The sequence below is a fragment of the Kitasatospora sp. NPDC127035 genome (genome assembly GCF_042726075.1).
In the GTDB taxonomy this organism is placed as follows: domain Bacteria; phylum Actinomycetota; class Actinomycetes; order Streptomycetales; family Streptomycetaceae; genus Kitasatospora.
Genome location: NZ_JBHXDN010000019.1, coordinates 36,113 through 54,951, shown reverse-complemented (window position 1 = coordinate 54,951; position 18,839 = coordinate 36,113). Strand labels below are relative to the sequence as shown.

The window sequence follows — 18,839 nt, the reverse complement described above, 5'->3', positions numbered from 1 at the left end:
CGTCTTGGAAATTGGCGCGGGCGCAGATCCTTGTTACTGTCTAAAGAGTCCGGTCGCTGGTGCATCCCCCGTCGCCAGCGGCCGGATCTTTTGTTTTTCCGGCCGGCCCACCCCGGAACGAGTGGGCCGTGCCCGATCAGTACGTGGGCCGACCGCTGTCCAGCTGGACCGCCGCCTCCACCAACTCGCCCAGCAGCGGCCCGACCTGGGGAAGCCAGACGCCACCGTCGGCGCCCTGACGCGGCGGCAGCACCCACCGCACCCGGTCGCCCGCACCGCCGCCCGGCGGCAGCGGCAGGAAGCCTCCGCTCCCGTGGTAGCGCAACGATCCCGGCACCCAAGGGAGTTGGGCCAGCATTTCGCCGAGTGCGTCGAGCGAGTAGGGGGCGACCAGCATCGCGTACCGGCCCGGCATGGCCATCACCGGTCCGAGTGGCAGCCGGAGCGCGGCGAGGTAGGCGAGCGCGCGGGCCCCGGCCGCAGCCGGCAGGCTGACCGCCGAGACGGTCCGGCCGGTGGCGACCAGCGGCGGCGCGTCCGGACAGCGCTGCTCCCACCACCAACGCACCATCCGGGCATCGGTGGTGGCCGCGAGCAGCGGCGGGTCGTGCGGGTGGACGCCGGGTACGGGGCAGTCCGGGTCACCGCAGGAGCAGTGACCGCCGACGAGCTGCGTGCCGGGGACGACGGGCCAGCGGTACTCGGTGGCGGCCGTCAGGGCCGCAGCCAGCCGGGACGCCCGGGCCGCCGACCGGCTCCTCGGGTTGTCGCGCATGGGGTTGTCGCGCATTGGCACCCGTTCCTTTCCGTGACCGCTCGGTGGCTCCGGACCGCGGGCTCCGGACCGGGCCGCCGGCGCGCGTCCGGGAACGCCGCACCGGCCCGGAAGCGGGCGGCGGGCAGGGCGAACGGCAGGGCGATCGGCGGTGCGGGCGTGGAGCACGCAGTGGAGCAGGATGTGAAAGGGCCGCGGAATAGAACAGCCCTTGGAACGAGAATCCCGTATGCGACCGGATGGACGCCGCCCGGGCGCGGTTGGTTCCACCGTACGAGTGAGTCACTTCCCGCCGGCCCGGCCTGCGGACGGCGAAAGCATACGATCCGGACGGCCGCCGGAGCCGTCCTCACGGTTCTGCCCGCTTCTGGCTGCTCCATGCCCGGACGACGGGGCCGTCGCGCTCGGGCGACAGGGCGGTCACACCCCGTCGCGACCGGCCGCGAGCAGGCCGCCCACCGGGGATCGCTGCCGGTGGAAACCCGGTGGGAGCGCGGCGGGAACCCGGTCCGGGCCCGGCAGGGGCGCGGTCCGGACCTGTCGGAACGCGGAGGAGGACCCGCGGGAGAACCAGGGGGAACCGGCCGGAGCGCGGCGCCGCCCGGGAGCGCCCCGGAGGTGACCGGCCGGCGCGCGCACGAACCGAACACGCCCCCGAGCCGGGTCCCCGGGAGCAGGACGAACAGGCCACCGGCCTTGTCATGGCTCTGGACATGCCCCGAATGGCCTGTGTAGAAGTGGTGGCATTGCTGTCGATCAATGACGAGTAGTAGCGAATCGAGGCGAAACGCGCCCTTTTGGCCGTGATCGCTCCAAACGGCCGTCCATGGGAGTTCCGCATGATCCGCGTGACACGTACCACCGCGTCAGGAGTGGCGGCATGACCGAGTCCCACCCAGCGTCGACCTCCTCCGAGCCCGCCGAGCCCGCCGGCGCCAGCGGCCTCTCCCTGCTCGACCCGCCCGGCTTCACCGGCCCGGTGCCCGGCACCGGGGGGCCGGGCGGACCCGGCGGACCCGGCGGCGCGGCTGGCGAGCGGACCGCGTCCGACGACCGGACCGCGCCCGGCGAGAAGGTCGCGGCGGTCGACGGACGGACCGCGCCCGCGTCCGCGGTGCAGGACCGTTTGGCCGGACAGCTGTCCGATTTCGCCAGCCTGCACGAGCACACCGAACTGCTCGCCCGCGCCCGCGGCGTCGACGCCACCCTCGCCGCCGTCCTGGCCTCCGGCACCGAACTGCTCGGCGCCCGCCGGGCCCTGCTGGTCACCGCGCTGCCCGGTGGCCCCGGCCAGCCGCTCGGCCTCGGCCTGAACCGTGCCAGCCTGGGCTCGCTGGAGACGGTCCCGCCGGACCAGAGCCTGGTCGCCCGGCTGTTGCGCGAGCACGACCGGCCCGCCGAGCTGCAGTCGTACGACCTCGCCCACGACCCAGCCGTCGGCGCCCGGCTCCGCGAGCTGGCCGCCGGCCTCGGCCTCGGCGGCTGCTACGGCCTGCCGCTGGCCACCGAGGAGGACGGCCCGCTGGCCGCCGCCCTCTGGTTCTACGACGAACCCGCCGAACCGACCGACCGCCGGCGCGAGCTGGCCCGCCGCTACTGCGAGGTCGCCGCCCCGCTGCTGGCCAAGCAGCTGGACGCGGAGAAGGTCCGGCGCACCACCGAGGCCCTGCGCCGCGGCCTGCTGCCCGACCGCCTCCCCCAGCCCGCCGGCCTGCGGCTGGCGGCGCGGCTGGTCCCGGCCGGGCTGGACCGCTCCTCCGGCAGCGACTGGTACGACGCCATCCCGCTGCCGGACGGCACGGTCGGCCTCACCGTCGGCTCGGTCTCCGGCGACGGGCCGGGCGCCGGTCCCGGTTCCGCCCCCGGCGCGGCCGCCGCGATGGGCCGGGTCAGGTCCGCGCTGCGGGCGTACGCGGTGCTGGAGGGCGAGGACCCGGTCTCGGTCCTCGGCGACCTCGAACTGCTGCTCAAGACCACCGAGCCGGCCCGCAGCGCCACCGCCGTCTACGCCTGGGTGGAGCCGGAGGAGCGCCGGATCACCCTGGCCGGAGCCGGCCACTGCCCGCCCGTGCTGGTCACCCGGTACGGCGCCGAGTTCGTCGAGACCTCGCTGTCCGCACCGCTCGGCATGCTCTCCTGCTGGGAGGCGCCCGGCGTCGAGCTGACCGCCGAACGGGGCGACACCCTGGTGCTGTACACCGAGGGCCTGGCCCGCCGGTTCGGCCCGACCCTGCACGCCGGGCAGGCCGGCCTGCGCCGGGCCGCCGCCGACGCGCCCCGTGACGTCCGCACCGACCCGGACCGGCTCTGCGCGCACCTGCTGGCGGTCTGCGCCGGACGGGAGGAGGCCGCCCCGGGCTCCCCCGCCCCCGGTCAGGCCACCGACGACCTGCTGCTGCTGGCGGCCCGCTTCGAGTGAGGGCGTCCGGGCCGGTGCACCGGCCCGGGGCACCGGTGCCCCGGGCTTCCGCCGCCTTCCGGACCTTCCGGGGGCCGCCGGACCGGCCGGAACCGAACGGCCTCGAACGACCCCGAACAGTCGAGCGGCCGGGCGTCCGTACCATGGACGCACGGCCGCCCAGGTGTGTCGCGATCCGACACGACCGAAGCGGCACCACGCGCAAGGAGGCGACGTACGTGACCGAGGACCGCACCCCGGCGGTGGCCGAGAACCCCGAGGCCGCCGGCGGCGACGAGCAGCCGCAGCAGTTCAAGGGCCGCAAGAACGGCCTCTACTCCGAGGTCTCCGACGAACTCGCCGCCTCGATGAAGTCCGGCTGGGCCGACACCGAGCTGCACGGCCTGGCCCCGATCGCCCAGGCCCCCTACACCGCCGAGCGCCGCGCCCGGCTCTCCGCCGCCTACCCCGGCGAGCGGCTGATCGTCCCGGCCGGCAACCTGCGGGTGCGCGCCAACGACACCGAGTACAGCTTCCGTGCCGCCAGCGAGTACGTCCACCTCACGGGTGACCAGACCGAGGACGCCGTGCTGGTCGCCGAGCCCACCGGTGACACCGGCCACGCGTTCGGCCTCTACCTGCTGCCCCGCTCCGACCGCGAGAACGGCGAGTTCTGGCTGGACGGCTACGGCGAGCTGTGGGTCGGCCGCCGGCACAGCCTCGCCGAGCAGGAGCAGCTGCTCGGCCTGCCCGCCCGCGACGTCCGCAAGGCCGCCGACGAGCTGGCCGAGCACGCCCGGACCGGCAGCGCCCCGACCCGGATCGTCCGCGGCTACGACGCCGGCCTGGAGGCCGCACTCGCCGACGTGCTGGACGCCGACCGCGACGCCGGGCTCAAGGAGTTCCTGAGCGGCCTGCGGCTGGTCAAGGACGAGTGGGAGATCGGCGAGCTGCGCGCCGCCTGCACCGCCACCGTCAACGGCTTCACCGACTGCGTCCGCGAGCTCGGCCAGGCCGTCGCCACCTCCGAGCGCTGGATCGAGGGCACCTTCTGGCGCCGCGCCCGCGTCGAGGGCAACGACGTCGGCTACGGCTCGATCTGCGCCGCCGGCCCGCACGCCACCACCCTGCACTGGGTCCGCAACGACGGCGACGTCCGCCCCGGCGAGCTGCTGCTGCTCGACGCCGGCGTCGAGACGGCCACCCTCTACACCGCCGACGTCACCCGCACGCTGCCGATCGGCGGCCGCTTCGACGAGCTGCAGCGGAAGATCTACGACGCGGTCTACGACGCGCAGGAGGCCGGCATCGCGGCCGTGAAGCCCGGCGCCCGCTTCCGCGACTTCCACGACGCCTCGCAGCGCGTGCTCGCCGAGCGCCTGCTCGCCTGGGGCCTGCTGGACCCCTCGGTCCACGACGTCGAGAAGGTCCTGGAGCTGGGGCTCCAGCGCCGCTGGACCCTGCACGGCACCGGCCACATGCTCGGCCTGGACGTCCACGACTGCGCCCACTCCCGCACCGAGGAGCACGTCGACGCGCTGCTGGTGCCGGGCATGGTGCTCACCGTCGAGCCCGGCCTCTACTTCCAGCAGGACGACCTGACCGTCCCCGAGGAGTACCGCGGCATCGGCGTCCGGATCGAGGACGACATCCTGGTCACCGCCGACGGCAACGAGAACCTCTCGGCCGGCCTGCCGCGCCGCGCCGCGGACGTCGAGGCGTGGATGGCCTCGCTCGCCTGACCCCGCGGACCGGCATCGTCTACTTCACGACCACCCGCACCGGGATGGTGCGGGTGCCCACGACGCTCCCCGGCCCCTGCTGGGGCACCACCATCGCCGTGAAGGTCACCGGCATCACCCCCGCGCCGTCCTGGGGGGTCAGCTTCAGCCGGAACTTCAGCGTCACGCTCTGCCCGGGCGCCAGGGCGACGATTCCGTTGGACCCGTCCCTGGCGGGCTTGGTGATCCCGATGTCGTACGTCTGCCAGGCACCGGCGCCGTCCTGCCGCTCCACCGTGCCGCGCACGGCGGAGCCCGCCCCAGCGGCGGGCGCCCCCGGGTACGGCTCGGCGTAGACGAAGGGCACCATCGCCGCGTAGTCGGTCTGGCTGGTGTTCTTGTACGTGACCGTGACCGGCACCGCGCTGCCGTCGTTCGGCACCTGCTGGCCGACGCCGACCCCCTCGACGCTCACGCTCACGTCGTTCTGGTGCGGCACCTGCACCGGAGCCGGGTGCCCGCTGACGTTCAGCGTGTCCAGGAGCGACACCAGGCCCGCCTGGTACTCCGGCTTGAGTCCGTTGGCCACGATGAACACCTGGTCGGCCGACAGCCCCCACAGCTGGGCGGTGAACGTGTCGGCGCTGGTGCAGGACACCTGCCACTGCGTCTTGTCGATCGCCCGGCCGGCCACGATGTCCTTCGTCCGGACCGGTGCGCCCACCGACGCGTACGGGCCGGTGGGGATGTAGGGCCTCCCCCAGATCGGGCACGTGGGCTGGTGCCCCCACCCGGAGGTCGAGCCGAGGTCCGCCGTCGTGGGCCAGGTCGCGCCCTCGACCTCGCTCGCCGAGTCGTACACCACGACGGAGACGCCGTACGGCTCGCAGGAGTCCGGCGACCAGCCCGGCTGGGCGCTCGTCGGCGCCCCCGGACTGAGCACGCAGACCCGGTCGTCGGTCGGCTTGGGCGGTGACACCCGCCAGCCCGGCGGGACCTTGAACTTGACGCCGCGGAAGGTGTACGGAACGGCCGCCGTCTGCGGCGGGGCACTGCTGCTCGACGTGCTGGTGGCCGGCGGGGTGCCGCCGGAGGTGCTCTGCGGCACCTGGCCGCCGAGCGGCGCGCCGGTCGCGCCGCCGGTCGGCCGGTCGCCCGGCCCGGCCTCCTCGTCCGCGTCGGCCGACGGGGAGGCGTCCGCGGTCGGAGCCGCCGTGGGGCTCGGCTCCGGTGTCGGGGTCGGCGTCGGGACCGGTGACGGCGTCTCCGTGACGGTCACGGTGGCGGCCGGGCCGGGGTCCTGCTGCCTGGCCACGGTGTCGCCGCGGAAGCCGAGCACGCCGAACGCCAGCGCGGCGGCCAGGGCGAACAGCGGGACGGCTGCGAGGTAGACCGGCCGCAGCCGGCGGACCCGCCGGTTCGGGGGCGCCGCCGGACGGAGGTCGTGCGCGCCGATCTGCGCCGCGCGGGCACTCATCGCCTCGCGGAGCAACCGTTCGACCGGGGTCTCGTCCGGCCCGTCGTCGCCGCCGCCGGAACGGCGGGGAAGCCTGTCGGTCATCGAACCTTCTCCAGATGCTTTTCCAGGGCGTCCAGTGCCCGGCTGGCGGTGGACTTCACGGCGCCCCGGGAGAGTCCCAGGGTTTCGGCTATCTGTGCCTCCGAGAGGTCGGACCAGTAGCGCAGCACCAGCACCTCGCGCTGACGCGTGGTCAGCTCCTGCAGGGCGACCAGCACCCGGCGGTGCTCGTCGTTGAGCACCGCGTGGTCCTCCGCCGACGGTGCGTCCGCCTCGTGCGGGGGAACGTACTCGCGCGCGGTCCTGCGGCGGCGCAGCATCGACCGGGCGCCGTTGACGACCGAGGTGCGCAGGTACCCGAGCGCGTTGTCCAGGTCGTCCAGCGTTTCCCCGTGTCGCTGGTAGAGCTGGGTGAAGGCCTCCTGGACCACGTCCTCCGCCAGGTCCTGGTGGTCCACCAGCAGCACCGCCATGCGTACCAGGCCCAGCCGGTGCGCGTGGTACAGGTCGGTCAGGGTGGGCCGTTCCTCCTCGGCCGCCGACCGCCCTCCGCGGAGCAGCCTGAAGCCCATGCGCCGTTGCGCCGGCCCCTGCTCCCCGACCGGACCGGCGGGCGCCTCGGCCTCCTGCGCGCCGAACAGCAGCCCCGTCAACCCGGCGAGGGAGAAACGCCGCCCCCCACCCCGTCCCGCGATCGGCCCGATGGCCATGGACATGTACGTTCTGCTTTCCCCCAGGACGGCTCCCGGCGCGAACCGGCCCCGTCATGACACGTGATCAAGGTTGTGATCTGCGGGAATACTGCCAGTACCGGTTCTCCGGCTCCCCCCGCCCCCGTACCTATGGACGTGTGGGGGCGCCCGGGGTTGCTGCCCGGTTCCGGGAAATCGGATCCGGCCGAAACGGCTACACTCCCCGACATCCCGCCAGCCGCGCCGCCCGCCCGAGGGGACCCCATGGCCGACCAGCAGACCACCGGGCCGGTGGCCGTCACCATCGGACGGCGCCCGGAGCCGGTCCACGACGTCGCCGTGTACGCCTTCGACGGCATGACACCGTTCGAACTCGGCGTCGTGGTCGAGGTGTTCGGGCTCGCCAGGCCGGAGCTGAGCGGGCTGCTCGCCGCCCCCTGGTACGGGCTCAAGGTCTGCGCCGACCGCCCCGGGACCCCGCTCCGCTCCGTCGGCGGCTTCTCCCTCACCGCCGAACACGGCCTGGACGAACTCGCCGCCGCCGACACGGTGGTGGTGCCCGGCGTGCCGAACGCCTTCGGCGGCGTGGGCGCGCCTCCCGGCCGCCAGGCCGGCGGGGTCTCCCCCGGCCTCGTCGCCGCGCTGCGCACCGCGCACGAACGCGGCGCCCGGATCGTCTCCATCTGCTCCGGAGCCTTCGCACTCGCCGCCGCCGGCCTGCTGGACGGCCGCGAGGCCACCACCCACTGGCGGTACGCGGAACTGCTCCAGCAGCGCCACCCGGCGGTCCGGGTCAACCCCGACGTGCTGTACGTGGACAGCGGCTCCGTCCTGACCAGCGCCGGCAGCGCCGCCGGGATCGACCTCTGCCTGCACCTGGTCCGCCGCGACCACGGCGCCCGGGTGGCCAACAGCGTGGCCCGCCGCTTCGTCGTGCCGCCGCACCGGGACGGCGGCCAGGCGCAGTTCGTCGAGGCCGCGGTCCGGCCGGTCGAGGAGGGGGACGACGGGATCGGCCGCTCCATGCAGTGGGCGCTGGACCACCTCGCCTCGCCGCTGACCGTCACCCTGCTGGCCCGGGCCGCCGGGATGTCCGACCGCTCCTACCTGCGGCACTTCACCGCCCGCAACGGCACCAGCCCGATGCGCTGGGTGATCAGCCAGCGCGTCGCGGCCAGCCTGCCCCTCCTCGAAGCACCCGCCGGGACCGTCGAGGAGATCGCCGTCGCCGTCGGCTTCGAGAGTGCCGCCACCTACCGGCACCACTTCGGCCGGGTGATGCGCACCTCGCCCACCGCCTACCGCCGCGCCTTCGGCCACGGCGGCGCCTGAGCCCGGGGGCCCGGGGGGTCCGGGGCCCCGGCGGGCGTCCCGTGGCGGAGGACGGCCGGGGCCCGGTCATCGGGTCACGCCTGCGTCCCGGTGCGGAGGGCCGCGTTGGCGAGGATGGCGTCGTGCAGCCACTGCGCGAGGCCGGGGGCGAGCCCGTCGTAGACGGCGGTGAAGCGCGGGTCGGCAACGTACATCTCGGCGAGGCAGCGGTGCATCTCGTAGCCGCACGCGTAGAAGTTGTCGGTGATCTGCTGCCGGTGCGCCTCGGCGAGGTCCGCCGCCGGGCCGCCGCCGGCCGGTTCACCGGCGGTGAAGGCCTCGGCCAGACGGGCGTTGAGCGCGTCCCCCTCGGCCTTGATCCGTTCCCAGTCGGCCTTGCCGTAGCCGCCGGTGCGGCGCCGGGACTCCGCCCAGGCGTCACCGGAGCCCCAGCGCTGCTCGGCCTCGGTCTCCCACTCCTCGCGGTAGGAGTCGCCGAAGACCTCGAACTTCTCCTCCGGGGTCAGCTGAATGCCCATCTTCTCTGCCTCCATGGCGTGTTCGACGGCCGCGGCCAGTTCCTGGAGGCGGGCGATGCGGTCGGTCAGCAGTCGGTGCCGGCGCCGCAGGTGCTCGCTCGGGCTCACCGAGCCGTCGTCCAGGACGGCCGCGATCTCCTCCAGGGGGAACCCGAGTTCGCGGTAGAACAGGATCCGCTGCAGCCGGTCGAGGTCGGCCTCGTCGTACCGGCGGTAGCCGGCCCGGGTGCGGCCCCGGGGGGACAGCAGGCCGATCTCGTCGTAGTGGTGCAGGGTGCGGACGGTCACCTTGGCGAACTTCGCCACCGCGCCGACCGCGTACCCCGTACGGTCGGGCCCTTCGCCGCCGTTCATCCGGGTTCTCCCTTCGTGCTGCCCCACTCTCTTTCCTCCCGTTGCGTGAGGGTCAAGTCCAGTTTCACCGGTGCGACGCGCGCACGCCCCGCGCGCGCGGCCCACGTGGACGCCCGGCACGCGCGGCCCACGTGGACGAGTCTCCGAGCGGGCGGTCCGGTGGCCGGTCCGGATTGGACGGAGCCGCCAATTGCCGGGCCCTGCGGGCGGCGGCCAGCATGGGCGCATGACCACCCCTCCCGCTCCGCCCCTGCGCCGCCGGCTGGCCGCGGAGGCGGTCGGCACCGCGGTGCTGGCCGCCGTCGTGGTCGGCTCCGGCTTCCGGGCCGACGCGCTGACCGCGGACGCCGGGGTGCGGTTCCTCGCGAACGTGGGGGCCTCGGCCGCCGCCCTGGCGGTGCTGGTCGACCTGTTCGGGCCGGTCTCCGGCGGTCACCTCAATCCACTGGTGACGGCCGGGTGCTGGTGGACCGGGCGACGGACACCCACCGGTCTGCCGCTGCGCGAGGCGACCGCGTACGCCGCGGTGCAGACCGCCGGCGCGCTCGCGGGGACGGGCCTGGCCGACGCGATGTTCGGGCACCCGCTGTTCGAACTGTCCGCGGTGCCGCGCGGGGGCGGGGCGCTCCTGCTCGGCGAGGCGGTGGCCGCCGGAACGTTGCTGCTGGTGGTGACCGTGTCGGCGGGCGGCGGCCGTCGGCGACCGGTGTCGACGGCAGTCGGGCTCTGGGTCGGGGCCGCCTGCTGGGCGACCTCCTCGGGCGGCTTCGCCAACCCTGCCGTCACGCTCGGCCGGGCGTTCACCGACGGCTGGACCGGCATCGCCCCGGGGTCCGTCCCGGGCTTTGTCCTCGCGCAGACCGCGGGTGCCGCGGCCGGGCTCGCGCTCGCGGCCCTGTCGACCGGCAGGGTGCACCGGGCGGCGGACGGTCAGGCCGTCACCGGTTCGCGTTCGGGTTGCGGCTGAACGGACCGTGGTCCCCTACGCCCGGGCCGCCCGCGCGACCCGCGCCGTCGCCGGTCGGGCCAGAACAGCACGTACCCGGCGGACACCACCACGAAGGCCAGCCTGGCCAGGCCGCGTGCCGCGTCGGACGGGAGCAGCAGCGTGCCCCCGTACAGCGAGGCCAGCGCGATCCAGCTCCACCACGGCACCAGGCGCTGCTGGCCGACCGTGTCCCAGAGCAGGGTGCCGAGCAGGATCGACGCGGTGTAGTACGTGTAGACGCTCGGGTCGAGCAGGATCCGGGCGTCCGCCCCGAGCAGGACGACGGCCGGCCAGCGGCCCCGCCGGACCGCCAGGCAGCCCAGCGTGAGGCCGAGCGCGAACTGGGCCGGCCGGTCCCACCACGGGGTGGCCGGGTCGGTCACCCCGAACCATCGCAGGGCGGAGGCGGGCTGGTTGGGGATGGTGAACTTGGCGGCCGCCATGGTGTCGAGGTCGCCCAGGTAGAACGGCAGCCAGGCGACGGCCACCAGCCCGGCGAACCAGAGCGCCGTCCGCAGCCAGGCCGGCCGGGGCAGGGCGAGGATCAGCGGCGCGAACGCCAGCGCCCACGGCTTGGAGTCGACCGCCAGCGCCAGGAAGACGCCGACCAGCCAGGCCCGTCCCCGGCTCAGCTCGTGCACCGCGAGGGTGGTGAAGAAGAGCGCCAGCACGTCGTCCAGGTGCGCGAAGCGGACGGACACCTCGACCCACATCGGGATGAACGCGAGCCCGGCGATCAGCAGCCGCTGCTGGAGCCGGCGGTGGTTGGTACCGGTGCCCAGGTAGTGCCGGGCCGCGGTGCGGCCGACCAGGACCAGCATCGCCAGGCCCAGCCCGGACATCACCGCCTCGGCCAGGACCGCGCCGGTGTGTGCGGGGAACGGGCCGAAGAGCCGTGCCACGGCCAGGCTGACCGGGCCGATCTGGAGCTCGGGGTGGTGTGCGTAGAGCGAGAGACCACCGTCGGGCCGGTCGCTGAAGAGCAGTTCCTCGCCCTGCCGGAGGTAGTGCCAGGAGAAGCCGCCGCTCGGTTCGACCAGCAGGAACCAGAGCACCGTCCAGGCGGCCAGCAGGACGTGGTGCCGGCGGACCGGCAACCCGGCGATCCGGCCGGTGGCCGCCCCGTAGTCCGTGCCGGCCCGTCCCGGACGCCCCGAACCCCGTTCCCGCACACCCACCTCGTCCGCCGTTCCGCCCCCTCGGCCCGCCATCCTAGGTGACCTGACGAAACCGCCCGTGCCCCCGGGGTGCGGGAGCACGGGCGGTACGCGTCAGCGATGTGCGTCAGCGACGGGCGTCAGCTGTGCGCGTCGTCGACGGGCGTCGGCGGTGCGGCTCAGCCCTGCTGGGCGGAGCGACGGCGGCGGAGCACCACCAGGGTGCCGACACCGGCCGCGAGGACGGCGCCACCCGCGATCGCGATGGCGGTGGTGTTGTCACCGCCACCGGTGGTGGCCAGCGCCTTCTCGGCGTTGTCCGCGTTGGCGTTCGCCTTGACCACGGCGGCCGGGGTGATCGGCGGCGGCGAGACCTTCGGGATGCTCACCGGGAAGTCGATCGGCTCCCGCGTACCGGAGCCGCTGGGCGCCGGGGTGGGGCTCTCCGGAGCCGTGGTGGCCGGAGCCGTCGTGGCGGGCGCGGTGGTGACGGGGGCGCTCGGCGAGGTGCTCGCGCTCGGCGTCGTGCTCGCGGAAGGCGTCGTGCTCGCGGACGGCGTGGCCGTCGTGGACGGCGTCGCGGTCGCGGACGGGGAAGCGGTCGTCGTGGCCGACGGGCTCGCGGTGGTGCTCGGGGTCGCCGTCCCGCTCGGGGTGGTGCTCGGGGTGGTGCTCGGGGTCACCGTGGCGGACGGCGAGGGGGTTCCCGTCGGCGTCGTGGTGGCCGACGGGCTGCCGGTCGGCTTCACCGTCGGGCTCGTGCTGGGGGTGGTCGGCTTCGTCGTGGACGGCGTGGCGGTCGGGCTCGGCTTGCCGCCGGGCACGATGGTGAAACGCTCGCCGTGGATGCCGTCGCAGCTGAACTCGCCCTCACCGATGGGGGTGTTGCCCTCGGCCGCCGCGGAGAAGACCACGGGGACGACCCCGGCCGTGCCGAGCGGCGCGTCCTTGGTCACCGCGACGCGGACGGTGAGGGTGAGGCTCTTGCCCTTCTTGACGGCGAGCAGCGAGTTCTCGTAGTCCGGGTTGCCGTTGACGAGCTTGCTGAGCAGGAACAGCACACCGTCGTCGTCGGTCTCACCGCCGCCCGGGGCGGGGGCGGCGGGCAGCCACGTCTTGGTCTTGTCCAGGCCCTCGGGCAGCTGGTACTCGACCTTGAGCTGGTCCGCGCGCAGGTTGCCCTTGGCGTTCTTGAACTTGAGCAGCGGGTAGAAGACGAAGTCCGTCTTGGTGTCGTTGTCGATGGTGAAGCTGAACTGCTTGGACTCGCCGCCCGCGACGAAGGTGCTCGGCACCCCGTCCAGCGACAGGTCGAGCTGGCGGGAAGCCGCCTTGGCGGCCTGCGGCGCGGCGGCCGACGGCGAGCCCGTGGCGGCGGCGACGGCACCCTGGGCACCGGTCAGGGCCATCGAGGCAGCCAGCGCGGTGGCACCGGCGAGGGCGAGACTGCGCGGTATGGAGATGGACACGGGAGACCTCACGAGAGTGTCCGGGCAGGACCCGGGAGCGCGGGCGGACGCTGCTGTCCGAGCTGCCTTCCCCCCGCGAAGCTGGAAGTCCGACGGAGACTACCGAAGGAACCAGCCACTCGGAAAGGCGGGTGCCGTGTTGTCCCGAACCCCGCCCGATATCTGCCCAATTGACCCAACTCGACCCCCTGACAGGGCTTTTGATCCCTTCCGTCAGATGCTCACGAAGTGACCGGAACACGCCCGTGGGGACCGTGTCGTACACCTCCGTGGCTTGAACCCGACGGCTCCAACGCGTGCGGCCTCCGTCCGGTTCCGGGTGGCGGCCACCGGTTCGCACCCGGCCGTGCCCGGCGTCCGCCGGCCGGCGCTACGCCGGCAAGCCGGCCCGGCGGCGGGCGACGGCGGCGACGGCCGCCCAGTCCTTCTCGCCGTCCCCGTGGGCGAGCGCGTCCAGGAAGGCGTCCCGCAGCACGCTGCCGAACGGCAGCGGGACGTGCGCCGCGGCGCCCGCGGTGAGCGCGAGGTCGACGTCCTTGAGGCCCAGCGGAAGCCTGAACCCGGCCGGCTCGTAACGGCGTTCGGCCACCATCGAGCCGTAGCCGGTGTAGGCCGGTCCGGGGAAGAGGGTGCCGGTGAGCATCTCGACCAGGTCGGTCGGGCGGACCCCGTTGGCCTCGGCCAGGCTGCACGCCTCCGCCAGCGACTCGATCGCGCAGGCCAGCAGGAAGTTGGTGCTGATCTTGGCGGCGTTGGCCTGGACCGGGCGGTCGCCGAAGTGCCAGGTGCGCCGGCCCATCGCGGCCAGCAGCGGCTCGACCGCCGCCAGCGCGTCCGGGCTCCCGGCGGTCAGGATGTCGAGCGTCCCGGCCGCGGCCGCCGGTGGCCGGCCGAGCACGGGTGCGGCGACGTAGCCGATGCCGTGCTCGGTGTGCAGGGCCTCGGCCCGTTCGGCGAGCGCCACCGAGACCGTGGCCATGTTGACGTGCACGCCGGCGGCGGCGCCGGCCAGCAGCTCCGGGTCGAGCAGCAGCCGTTCGAAGGCCGTGTCGTCGGCGAGCATGGAGACCACCACCCCGGCGGCGAACACGTCCGCCGGCCCGTCGGCCGCCTGCGCGCCCCGGGCGACCAGCTCGGCCACCGGTCCGGGCGAGCGGTTCCAGACCCGGACGGTGTACCCGGCTCCCAGCAGGTTCGCCGCCATGCCCCGGCCCATCGCGCCCAGTCCGACGAAGCCGACCGTCGTCCCGCCCATCGCACACTCCTGCCGCCGCCCGGTGGGCCGGTCGTCCGGCCACGATGCGCCCGACTGTACGTCAGCAGGCGACGACCGGCCCGGCGGGCGGGCGCGCCGTTCCGGTCCGTCCGTCGCGGGTCCCGTCGCGGGTCCCGTCCGGGCGGCGGCCCGGGCAGCGGTTCGGGAATCGGCTCGGGTGCCGACCAGGGTGCCGGCTCAGGCGCAGGCCCGCTCCGGCAGCCGGCCGGCGGCGACCGCCCGGCCGGCCTCAAGGTGTGCGACGACCCGGCCGCGCAGCAGCTGGTACTGGGCCTGGAGCCGGCCCGGGCGCTGCGGGCGGGCGACCGGGCGGCCGGGGCCGACCCGCTCGTCCGGGCCGAACCGCGACCGGGTGAGGTCGACCTCGACGCCGGCGGCGGACCGGTTCCACCAGTGCAGGTCCGTCCGGACGCCGCCGGCGTACACCTCGCCCATCATCAGTTCGCCGCCGAGCAGGTCGTGCACCACCAGGGCGGTCGCCCCGCACTGGCCGCGGGCGGGGTTGTCGGGACGCCAGTGGGCCAGGTCCTCGGGCGCGCAGGTGTCGACACCCCAGGAGGAGCGGATCGCACGTTCGATGTCGTTGAGGGTCCACGCCGTCATAGCGGGAAGCCTGCCACGCGGCACTGACAGCGGCACAGGCTTTTCAGTGGGCAACCCCGTGTTCTGCGCTGACCTTCTCGATCTTCACCCGTACGAGGAGCTCGCCGGGGACGCCGTTGCGGGCGCCGTACTGCTCGGCGAGGTCCTCCCCCATGTACCGGGCGGCGATCCGGGTGGCCCACTCCCGCACCTCGGGCAGGTCGTCGACGAGCCGGGCCGTGCCCTGGACCAGGACGTAGGAGAACGGCGGCCGCTCGTCGTCCACGCAGAGCATCACCCGGCCGTCGCGGGCCAGCGTACGGCCCTTGACGGTGGCGGCACCCGTGTTGAAGACGATCTCGTCACCGTCCAGCAGGAACCAGACCGGCGCCACGTGCGGGCGGCCGTCGGCCCGGGTGGTGGCGATCTTGGCGGTACGGGTGCCGGCGGTGAGGAAGGCGCGCCATTCGGCCGCGGTCATGTCTGCCATGCCCCCATCCTGACCGCTCGGACGGCGCGGCGCGCGGATGTCCGGCCACCTTGTTCGCGCCGGAGTGCGCCGTGGTGCCCCGGAGCGTGCCGAACCGCACCCACCCGCGCGGGGCTCGTACGGTCCCGGCCGGGGCAGGTGCGTGCGGTGCGCGCCGGGGCGGTCGGGGGCCCGCCCCGGCGCGCACGTCCCGTGCCGGGCGTCCGGCTGCCCGACGAGGGCCTCGACGCCCGTTCCCTGCCGAGGCCGCGCCGCCCGCGATCCGGCGGGCGTCGCGGCACCCGCTACTTGCCGAGCGCCGCGACGCCCGCCTGCGCGAACTGCTCGTCGAGGTCGCCGCTGGGCGCACCCGCGACGCCGATGCCCGCGACGGGCGCGCCCTTGGCCTGCACCGGGGCGCCGCCGGCCAGGAACAGGGTGCCCGGGATGTCCTTGAGGTTCGGCGCCTGCGCCAGCCGCTTGGCCAGCTCGGAGGTGGGCGCGTTCCAGGAGACCGCCGTGAACGCCTTGCGCTCGGCGGACTCCGGCGACTGCGGGCCGGCACCGTCGCCCTTGAGCAGGACCCGGGTGATGCCGTCCCGGTCCACCACCGCGACCGAGACGCGCTGGCCGGCCTTGGCGGCGGCGTCCAGGGTGGCCTGGGCGGCCTTGGTGGCGGCCTCGATGGTCAGGCCGGTGGTCTGGGTGAGGTTCTTGTTCTGGGTGTCGGCCTTGACGGCGGCCGCGACGGCCGGGGTCTCGGAGGAATCGGCGCTGGCCGAGACGGCGCCCACGGTGGCGGCGGCCAGCGCGGCGGCGGCGACGGTGCCGGTCAGCACCTTGGCGCGGGCGGAGGTCTTCTTCATGGTCGGGCTCCTCGTCGGATCGGTGGTGGGGACGGGATCGATCCTCCGGTTCCGGCCCCCCGCGCCACATCGGCGTTCCGGACACCGCCCGCAGGCATGATGGACGACGGCCCCGTCAGCCGATCGGTTGATGCGCGACCGGGCCGCACGGGTCACCATCGAGGGATCGGCGCAGCTCGGCGCCGTACCCGCGCGCCGCGACCGGGGCGGGCGGACGGAACAGGCGGCGGAGTGAGGAGGGGCCCGTGGACCGTGTCGGCCGCCCCCTCGCAGGCCCCGGCCCGGACGGCCCCGGCCCGGACGGCGACGCCTCCGACGCGCCCACCGGTCACGGCCCCCGCCCGCACCCCGACGCGCACGTCCCCGACCCGGACGCGGGCCGGCTGGCCGTACTGCTCGACTCCGCCTTCCTGCTCCTGCTCGCCACCTCGCTCAGCCGGTTCCTCACCCATCACCCCGGCAACCCGCGCATCCCCTGGGTGCTCGGCCTGAGCATCACCCTGGCCGTCGCCCAGCCGGTCGTCTCCTGGCTGGCCCACCACCGCCCGCCCGCTCCGGGGCGCCGCCGCCGGCTCTGGCCGCTGACCCTGGTGACCGCGATCTGGGTGGTACTGGTGCTGATCGCGCCGAGCTTCGCGTGGTGCGCCGTCCCGCTGGTCTACACGGCCCTGCGGACCCTGCCGGCCCGGGCGGCGATCCCGCTGGTCGCGGCACTGACCCTGCTGGTGGTGGTCGGCGAGGTGCGGCTGCCCGGCGGGGTCGACGCCAACCTGCTCCTGCTGCCGCCCGCCGTCGCGGCCCTGGCCACCTCCGTCTTCCTGTACATGGAGCGACAGGCCGAGCGGCAGCGCGCGCTGATCGCCGACCTAGTCCGCACCCGGCGCGAGCTCGCCGCAACCGAGCGCCGGGAGGGCACCCTGGCGGAGCGTGAACGGCTGGCGATGGAGATCCACGACACCCTCGCCCAGGGGCTCTCCAGCCAGCAGATGCTGCTCCAGGCCGCCGACCGCACCTGGGACGGCGACCCGGCGACCGCGCGCGCCCACGTCCGTACGGCCGCCGACGTGGCGGCCCGGAACCTCGCGGAGGCCCGCCGCTTCGTCCACGACCTCGCACCCGCCGAGCTCGCCGACGGCCGCACGCTCGACCAGGCGCTCCGCTCGCTCGCCGAACGGGAGTCCGCCGAGAGCGGGCTGCCGGTCCGCTTCCACCTGGACGGCGCACCCGCCCCGCTGCCGGCCGCCGCGCAGGCCGCGCTGCTGCGGATCGCCCAGGGGGCCCTGGCCAACGTCCGGGAGCACGCCGGGGCGTCGGCCGCCGCGCTCACCCTCTCCTTCCTCGGCGACCAGGCCGTGCTGGACGTCGCCGACAACGGCCGCGGGTTCGACCCGGCCTCCCCCGGAACCTCCTCCGCCGACGGCAGCGCCCCCGCCTCCTCCCCCGCCGGCAGCCGCGGCCACGGCCTGCCCGCGATGCGCGCCCGGCTGCGTCAGCTCGGCGGCGCCCTGACCGTGGAGAGTGCCCCCGGCGAGGGCACCGTGGTCTCCGCCGCGGTCCCGCTCGCCCCCCGTCCCCCCGCCGAGCAGCGCCGACAAGCCCCGGAGCCCCGATGAACACCGACCCCGTGCCGTCCCCGGTCCGGCTGCTGGTCTGCGACGACCACGCCGTGGTCCGGGCCGGGTTGCTCGCCCTGCTGGCGAGCGCCGGTGACATCGAGGTGGTCGGCGAGGCGAGCAGCGGGGAGGAGGCGGTCGAGCTGGCGGCGCGGCTCGCACCGCAGGTGGTGCTGATGGACCTCCAACTCGGCGACGGCATCGACGGGGTGGAGGCCACCCGGCGGATCACCGCCGCTCCTGGCGCGCCGCACGTCCTGGTCCTCACCACGTACGACACGGACGCCGACATCACGCGGGCGATCGGCGCCGGCGCCACCGGCTACCTGTTGAAGGCCGAGCGGCCGGAGGAACTGTTCGCCGCGGTGCACTCGGCCGCGCAGGGCAGGACGGTGCTCTCCCCGCCGGTCGCCTCCCGGGTGATGGCGCAGATGCGGGCGCCGGCGCCACAGCCGACCGAGCGCGAGCTGGAGATCCTCGCCCAGCTCGCCCAGGGGCTCGGCAACCGGGAGATCGCCCGCGCGCTGTTCATCAGCGAGGCGACCGTGAAGACCCATCTGGGCCGGATCTACGAGAAGTTGGGTGTCGACACCCGGGCGGGCGCGGTGGCCGTCGCCAAGGAGCGCCGGCTGCTGCGCTGAGCGTTCGGACGGCCCCGTTCGGTATCGGCGGCGACGCGGAATGCCGGATTTCGACGAGGGTCCACGGGCCTCCGGCCGGCGCTCCCGCCGCCTGTCGCCGCCCCCTCCTCCCCTCCCTGCGCGAACGGCCCTTTCCCGGCGGCGACTTCCCTCGACCCCGGTCCACACCCCAGAATGTGGATGTTTCGTGGATCTCACTATTGACAAACCAACCATGCGGTTTGTTAACGTAATGATCAACGACGCCCTGCAGACAGGGGGCCTGCCGGGCCTGTGCGGAGCGCTCTCGCCGGAGAGCGGAGCCAGGGGGGACGGCGGGAGTCCGGGGAGTCGGGGGGAGCGGCGCATCGAGCCGTGCGAACGCGGCGCGGAGGCCGGGCGCGGGGGAAACGCACCCGCCCGCCCCCGTTAACCCCCGCCAACACCCCCCCCCCCACCCCCCCCCCCAAAACCCCACCCAAAAAGATTA

General features: G+C 74.9%; 16 protein-coding genes. 6 read left to right on the top strand and 10 right to left on the bottom strand.

Features of this window, described 5'->3' with window-relative positions:
- Positions 1-136 precede the first annotated feature (136 nt).
- On the bottom strand, positions 137-790 hold the full coding sequence (locus ACFWIC_RS15865; protein ID WP_329884907.1) for a bifunctional DNA primase/polymerase: 654 nt from the start codon (positions 788-790) through the stop codon (positions 137-139).
- 865 nt (positions 791-1,655) lie between these two features.
- Here ACFWIC_RS15865 and ACFWIC_RS15860 point away from each other — a divergent pair.
- Both ACFWIC_RS15860 and ACFWIC_RS15855 read left to right on the top strand, forming a co-directional pair.
- Positions 1,656-3,194 carry a PP2C family protein-serine/threonine phosphatase gene (locus ACFWIC_RS15860; RefSeq protein WP_380518964.1) on the top strand — a complete coding sequence of 513 codons (1,539 nt, stop codon included), beginning with the start codon at positions 1,656-1,658 and terminating at the stop codon, positions 3,192-3,194.
- 218 nt (positions 3,195-3,412) lie between these two features.
- On the top strand, positions 3,413-4,915 hold the full coding sequence (locus ACFWIC_RS15855; protein WP_380360964.1) for an aminopeptidase P family protein: 1,503 nt from the start codon (positions 3,413-3,415) through the stop codon (positions 4,913-4,915).
- A gap of 19 nt (positions 4,916-4,934) precedes the next feature.
- On the opposite strand, the gene ACFWIC_RS15850 is transcribed toward ACFWIC_RS15855, so the two are convergent.
- Together ACFWIC_RS15850 and ACFWIC_RS15845 are read right to left on the bottom strand one after the other, a co-directional pair.
- Complete coding sequence (locus ACFWIC_RS15850) at positions 4,935-6,455, bottom strand: hypothetical protein (RefSeq protein ID WP_380518961.1); 1,521 nt, start codon at positions 6,453-6,455, stop codon at positions 4,935-4,937.
- Positions 6,452-7,129: an RNA polymerase sigma factor gene (locus tag ACFWIC_RS15845; RefSeq protein WP_380518958.1), complete on the bottom strand. Its 678-nt coding sequence runs from the start codon at positions 7,127-7,129 to the stop codon at positions 6,452-6,454. The genes ACFWIC_RS15850 and ACFWIC_RS15845 overlap by 4 nt, the downstream gene beginning before the upstream one ends.
- 240 nt (positions 7,130-7,369) lie before the next feature.
- Here ACFWIC_RS15845 and ACFWIC_RS15840 point away from each other — a divergent pair, with 240 nt between their 5' ends.
- Positions 7,370-8,437: a helix-turn-helix domain-containing protein gene (locus ACFWIC_RS15840; RefSeq protein ID WP_380518955.1), complete on the top strand. Its 1,068-nt coding sequence runs from the start codon at positions 7,370-7,372 to the stop codon at positions 8,435-8,437.
- Between the two features lie 74 nt (positions 8,438-8,511).
- Here ACFWIC_RS15840 and ACFWIC_RS15835 read toward each other — a convergent pair whose 3' ends face one another.
- Entirely contained in the window at positions 8,512-9,309 is a 798-nt protein-coding gene (locus ACFWIC_RS15835) for a MerR family transcriptional regulator (RefSeq protein ID WP_329948337.1), read from the bottom strand.
- Positions 9,310-9,535: 226 nt separating this feature from the next.
- Here ACFWIC_RS15835 and ACFWIC_RS15830 point away from each other — a divergent pair, with 226 nt between their 5' ends.
- Positions 9,536-10,276 carry an aquaporin gene (locus tag ACFWIC_RS15830; protein ID WP_380518952.1) on the top strand — a complete coding sequence of 247 codons (741 nt, stop codon included), beginning with the start codon at positions 9,536-9,538 and terminating at the stop codon, positions 10,274-10,276.
- On the opposite strand, the gene ACFWIC_RS15825 is transcribed toward ACFWIC_RS15830, so the two are convergent.
- The 6 genes from ACFWIC_RS15825 to ACFWIC_RS15800 form a co-directional block, all read right to left on the bottom strand.
- Entirely contained in the window at positions 10,240-11,394 is a 1,155-nt protein-coding gene (locus ACFWIC_RS15825) for a hypothetical protein (RefSeq protein WP_380519074.1), read from the bottom strand. The two genes, ACFWIC_RS15830 and ACFWIC_RS15825, sit on opposite strands and share 37 nt — an antisense overlap.
- A 239-nt stretch (positions 11,395-11,633) precedes the next feature.
- Positions 11,634-12,923, bottom strand: coding sequence for an LPXTG cell wall anchor domain-containing protein (locus ACFWIC_RS15820; protein WP_380518949.1), 1,290 nt, complete (start codon positions 12,921-12,923; stop codon positions 11,634-11,636).
- 370 nt (positions 12,924-13,293) lie between these two features.
- Positions 13,294-14,367 carry an NAD(P)-dependent oxidoreductase gene (locus ACFWIC_RS15815; protein ID WP_380519071.1) on the bottom strand — a complete coding sequence of 358 codons (1,074 nt, stop codon included), beginning with the start codon at positions 14,365-14,367 and terminating at the stop codon, positions 13,294-13,296.
- Positions 14,368-14,376: 9 nt separating this feature from the next.
- Complete coding sequence (locus ACFWIC_RS15810) at positions 14,377-14,802, bottom strand: hypothetical protein (protein WP_329884899.1); 426 nt, start codon at positions 14,800-14,802, stop codon at positions 14,377-14,379.
- A gap of 43 nt (positions 14,803-14,845) precedes the next feature.
- Entirely contained in the window at positions 14,846-15,262 is a 417-nt protein-coding gene (locus ACFWIC_RS15805; protein ID WP_329885010.1) for a PPOX class F420-dependent oxidoreductase, read from the bottom strand.
- Positions 15,263-15,555: 293 nt separating this feature from the next.
- Entirely contained in the window at positions 15,556-16,116 is a 561-nt protein-coding gene (locus tag ACFWIC_RS15800; RefSeq protein WP_329884898.1) for a heme-binding protein, read from the bottom strand.
- Positions 16,117-16,499: 383 nt separating this feature from the next.
- On the opposite strand from ACFWIC_RS15800, the gene ACFWIC_RS15795 reads away from it, so the two are divergent.
- Together ACFWIC_RS15795 and ACFWIC_RS15790 are read left to right on the top strand one after the other, a co-directional pair.
- Complete coding sequence (locus ACFWIC_RS15795; protein WP_380519068.1) at positions 16,500-17,729, top strand: sensor histidine kinase; 1,230 nt, start codon at positions 16,500-16,502, stop codon at positions 17,727-17,729.
- The gene (locus tag ACFWIC_RS15790; protein ID WP_329884897.1) at positions 17,726-18,370 is read left to right on the top strand and encodes a response regulator transcription factor; all 645 of its coding nucleotides are present in this window, start codon (positions 17,726-17,728) and stop codon (positions 18,368-18,370) included. The genes ACFWIC_RS15795 and ACFWIC_RS15790 overlap by 4 nt, the downstream gene beginning before the upstream one ends.
- Positions 18,371-18,839: the final 469 nt, after the last annotated feature.

What these genes read in the sequence shown, in the direction of transcription:
- ACFWIC_RS15790 (WP_329884897.1), top strand. Translation starts at nt 17,726, where the DNA reads ATGAACACCGACCCCGTGCCGTCCCCGGTCCGGCTGCTGGTCTGCGAC.
- ACFWIC_RS15835 (WP_329948337.1), bottom strand. Translation starts at nt 9,309, where the DNA reads ATGAACGGCGGCGAAGGGCCCGACCGTACGGGGTACGCGGTCGGCGCG.
- ACFWIC_RS15810 (WP_329884899.1), bottom strand. Translation starts at nt 14,802, where the DNA reads ATGACGGCGTGGACCCTCAACGACATCGAACGTGCGATCCGCTCCTCC.
- ACFWIC_RS15800 (WP_329884898.1), bottom strand. Translation starts at nt 16,116, where the DNA reads ATGAAGAAGACCTCCGCCCGCGCCAAGGTGCTGACCGGCACCGTCGCC.
- ACFWIC_RS15845 (WP_380518958.1), bottom strand. Translation starts at nt 7,129, where the DNA reads ATGTCCATGGCCATCGGGCCGATCGCGGGACGGGGTGGGGGGCGGCGT.
- ACFWIC_RS15850 (WP_380518961.1), bottom strand. Translation starts at nt 6,455, where the DNA reads ATGACCGACAGGCTTCCCCGCCGTTCCGGCGGCGGCGACGACGGGCCG.
- ACFWIC_RS15865 (WP_329884907.1), bottom strand. Translation starts at nt 790, where the DNA reads ATGCGCGACAACCCCATGCGCGACAACCCGAGGAGCCGGTCGGCGGCC.
- ACFWIC_RS15830 (WP_380518952.1), top strand. Translation starts at nt 9,536, where the DNA reads ATGACCACCCCTCCCGCTCCGCCCCTGCGCCGCCGGCTGGCCGCGGAG.
- ACFWIC_RS15840 (WP_380518955.1), top strand. Translation starts at nt 7,370, where the DNA reads ATGGCCGACCAGCAGACCACCGGGCCGGTGGCCGTCACCATCGGACGG.
- ACFWIC_RS15805 (WP_329885010.1), bottom strand. Translation starts at nt 15,262, where the DNA reads ATGACCGCGGCCGAATGGCGCGCCTTCCTCACCGCCGGCACCCGTACC.
- ACFWIC_RS15860 (WP_380518964.1), top strand. Translation starts at nt 1,656, where the DNA reads ATGACCGAGTCCCACCCAGCGTCGACCTCCTCCGAGCCCGCCGAGCCC.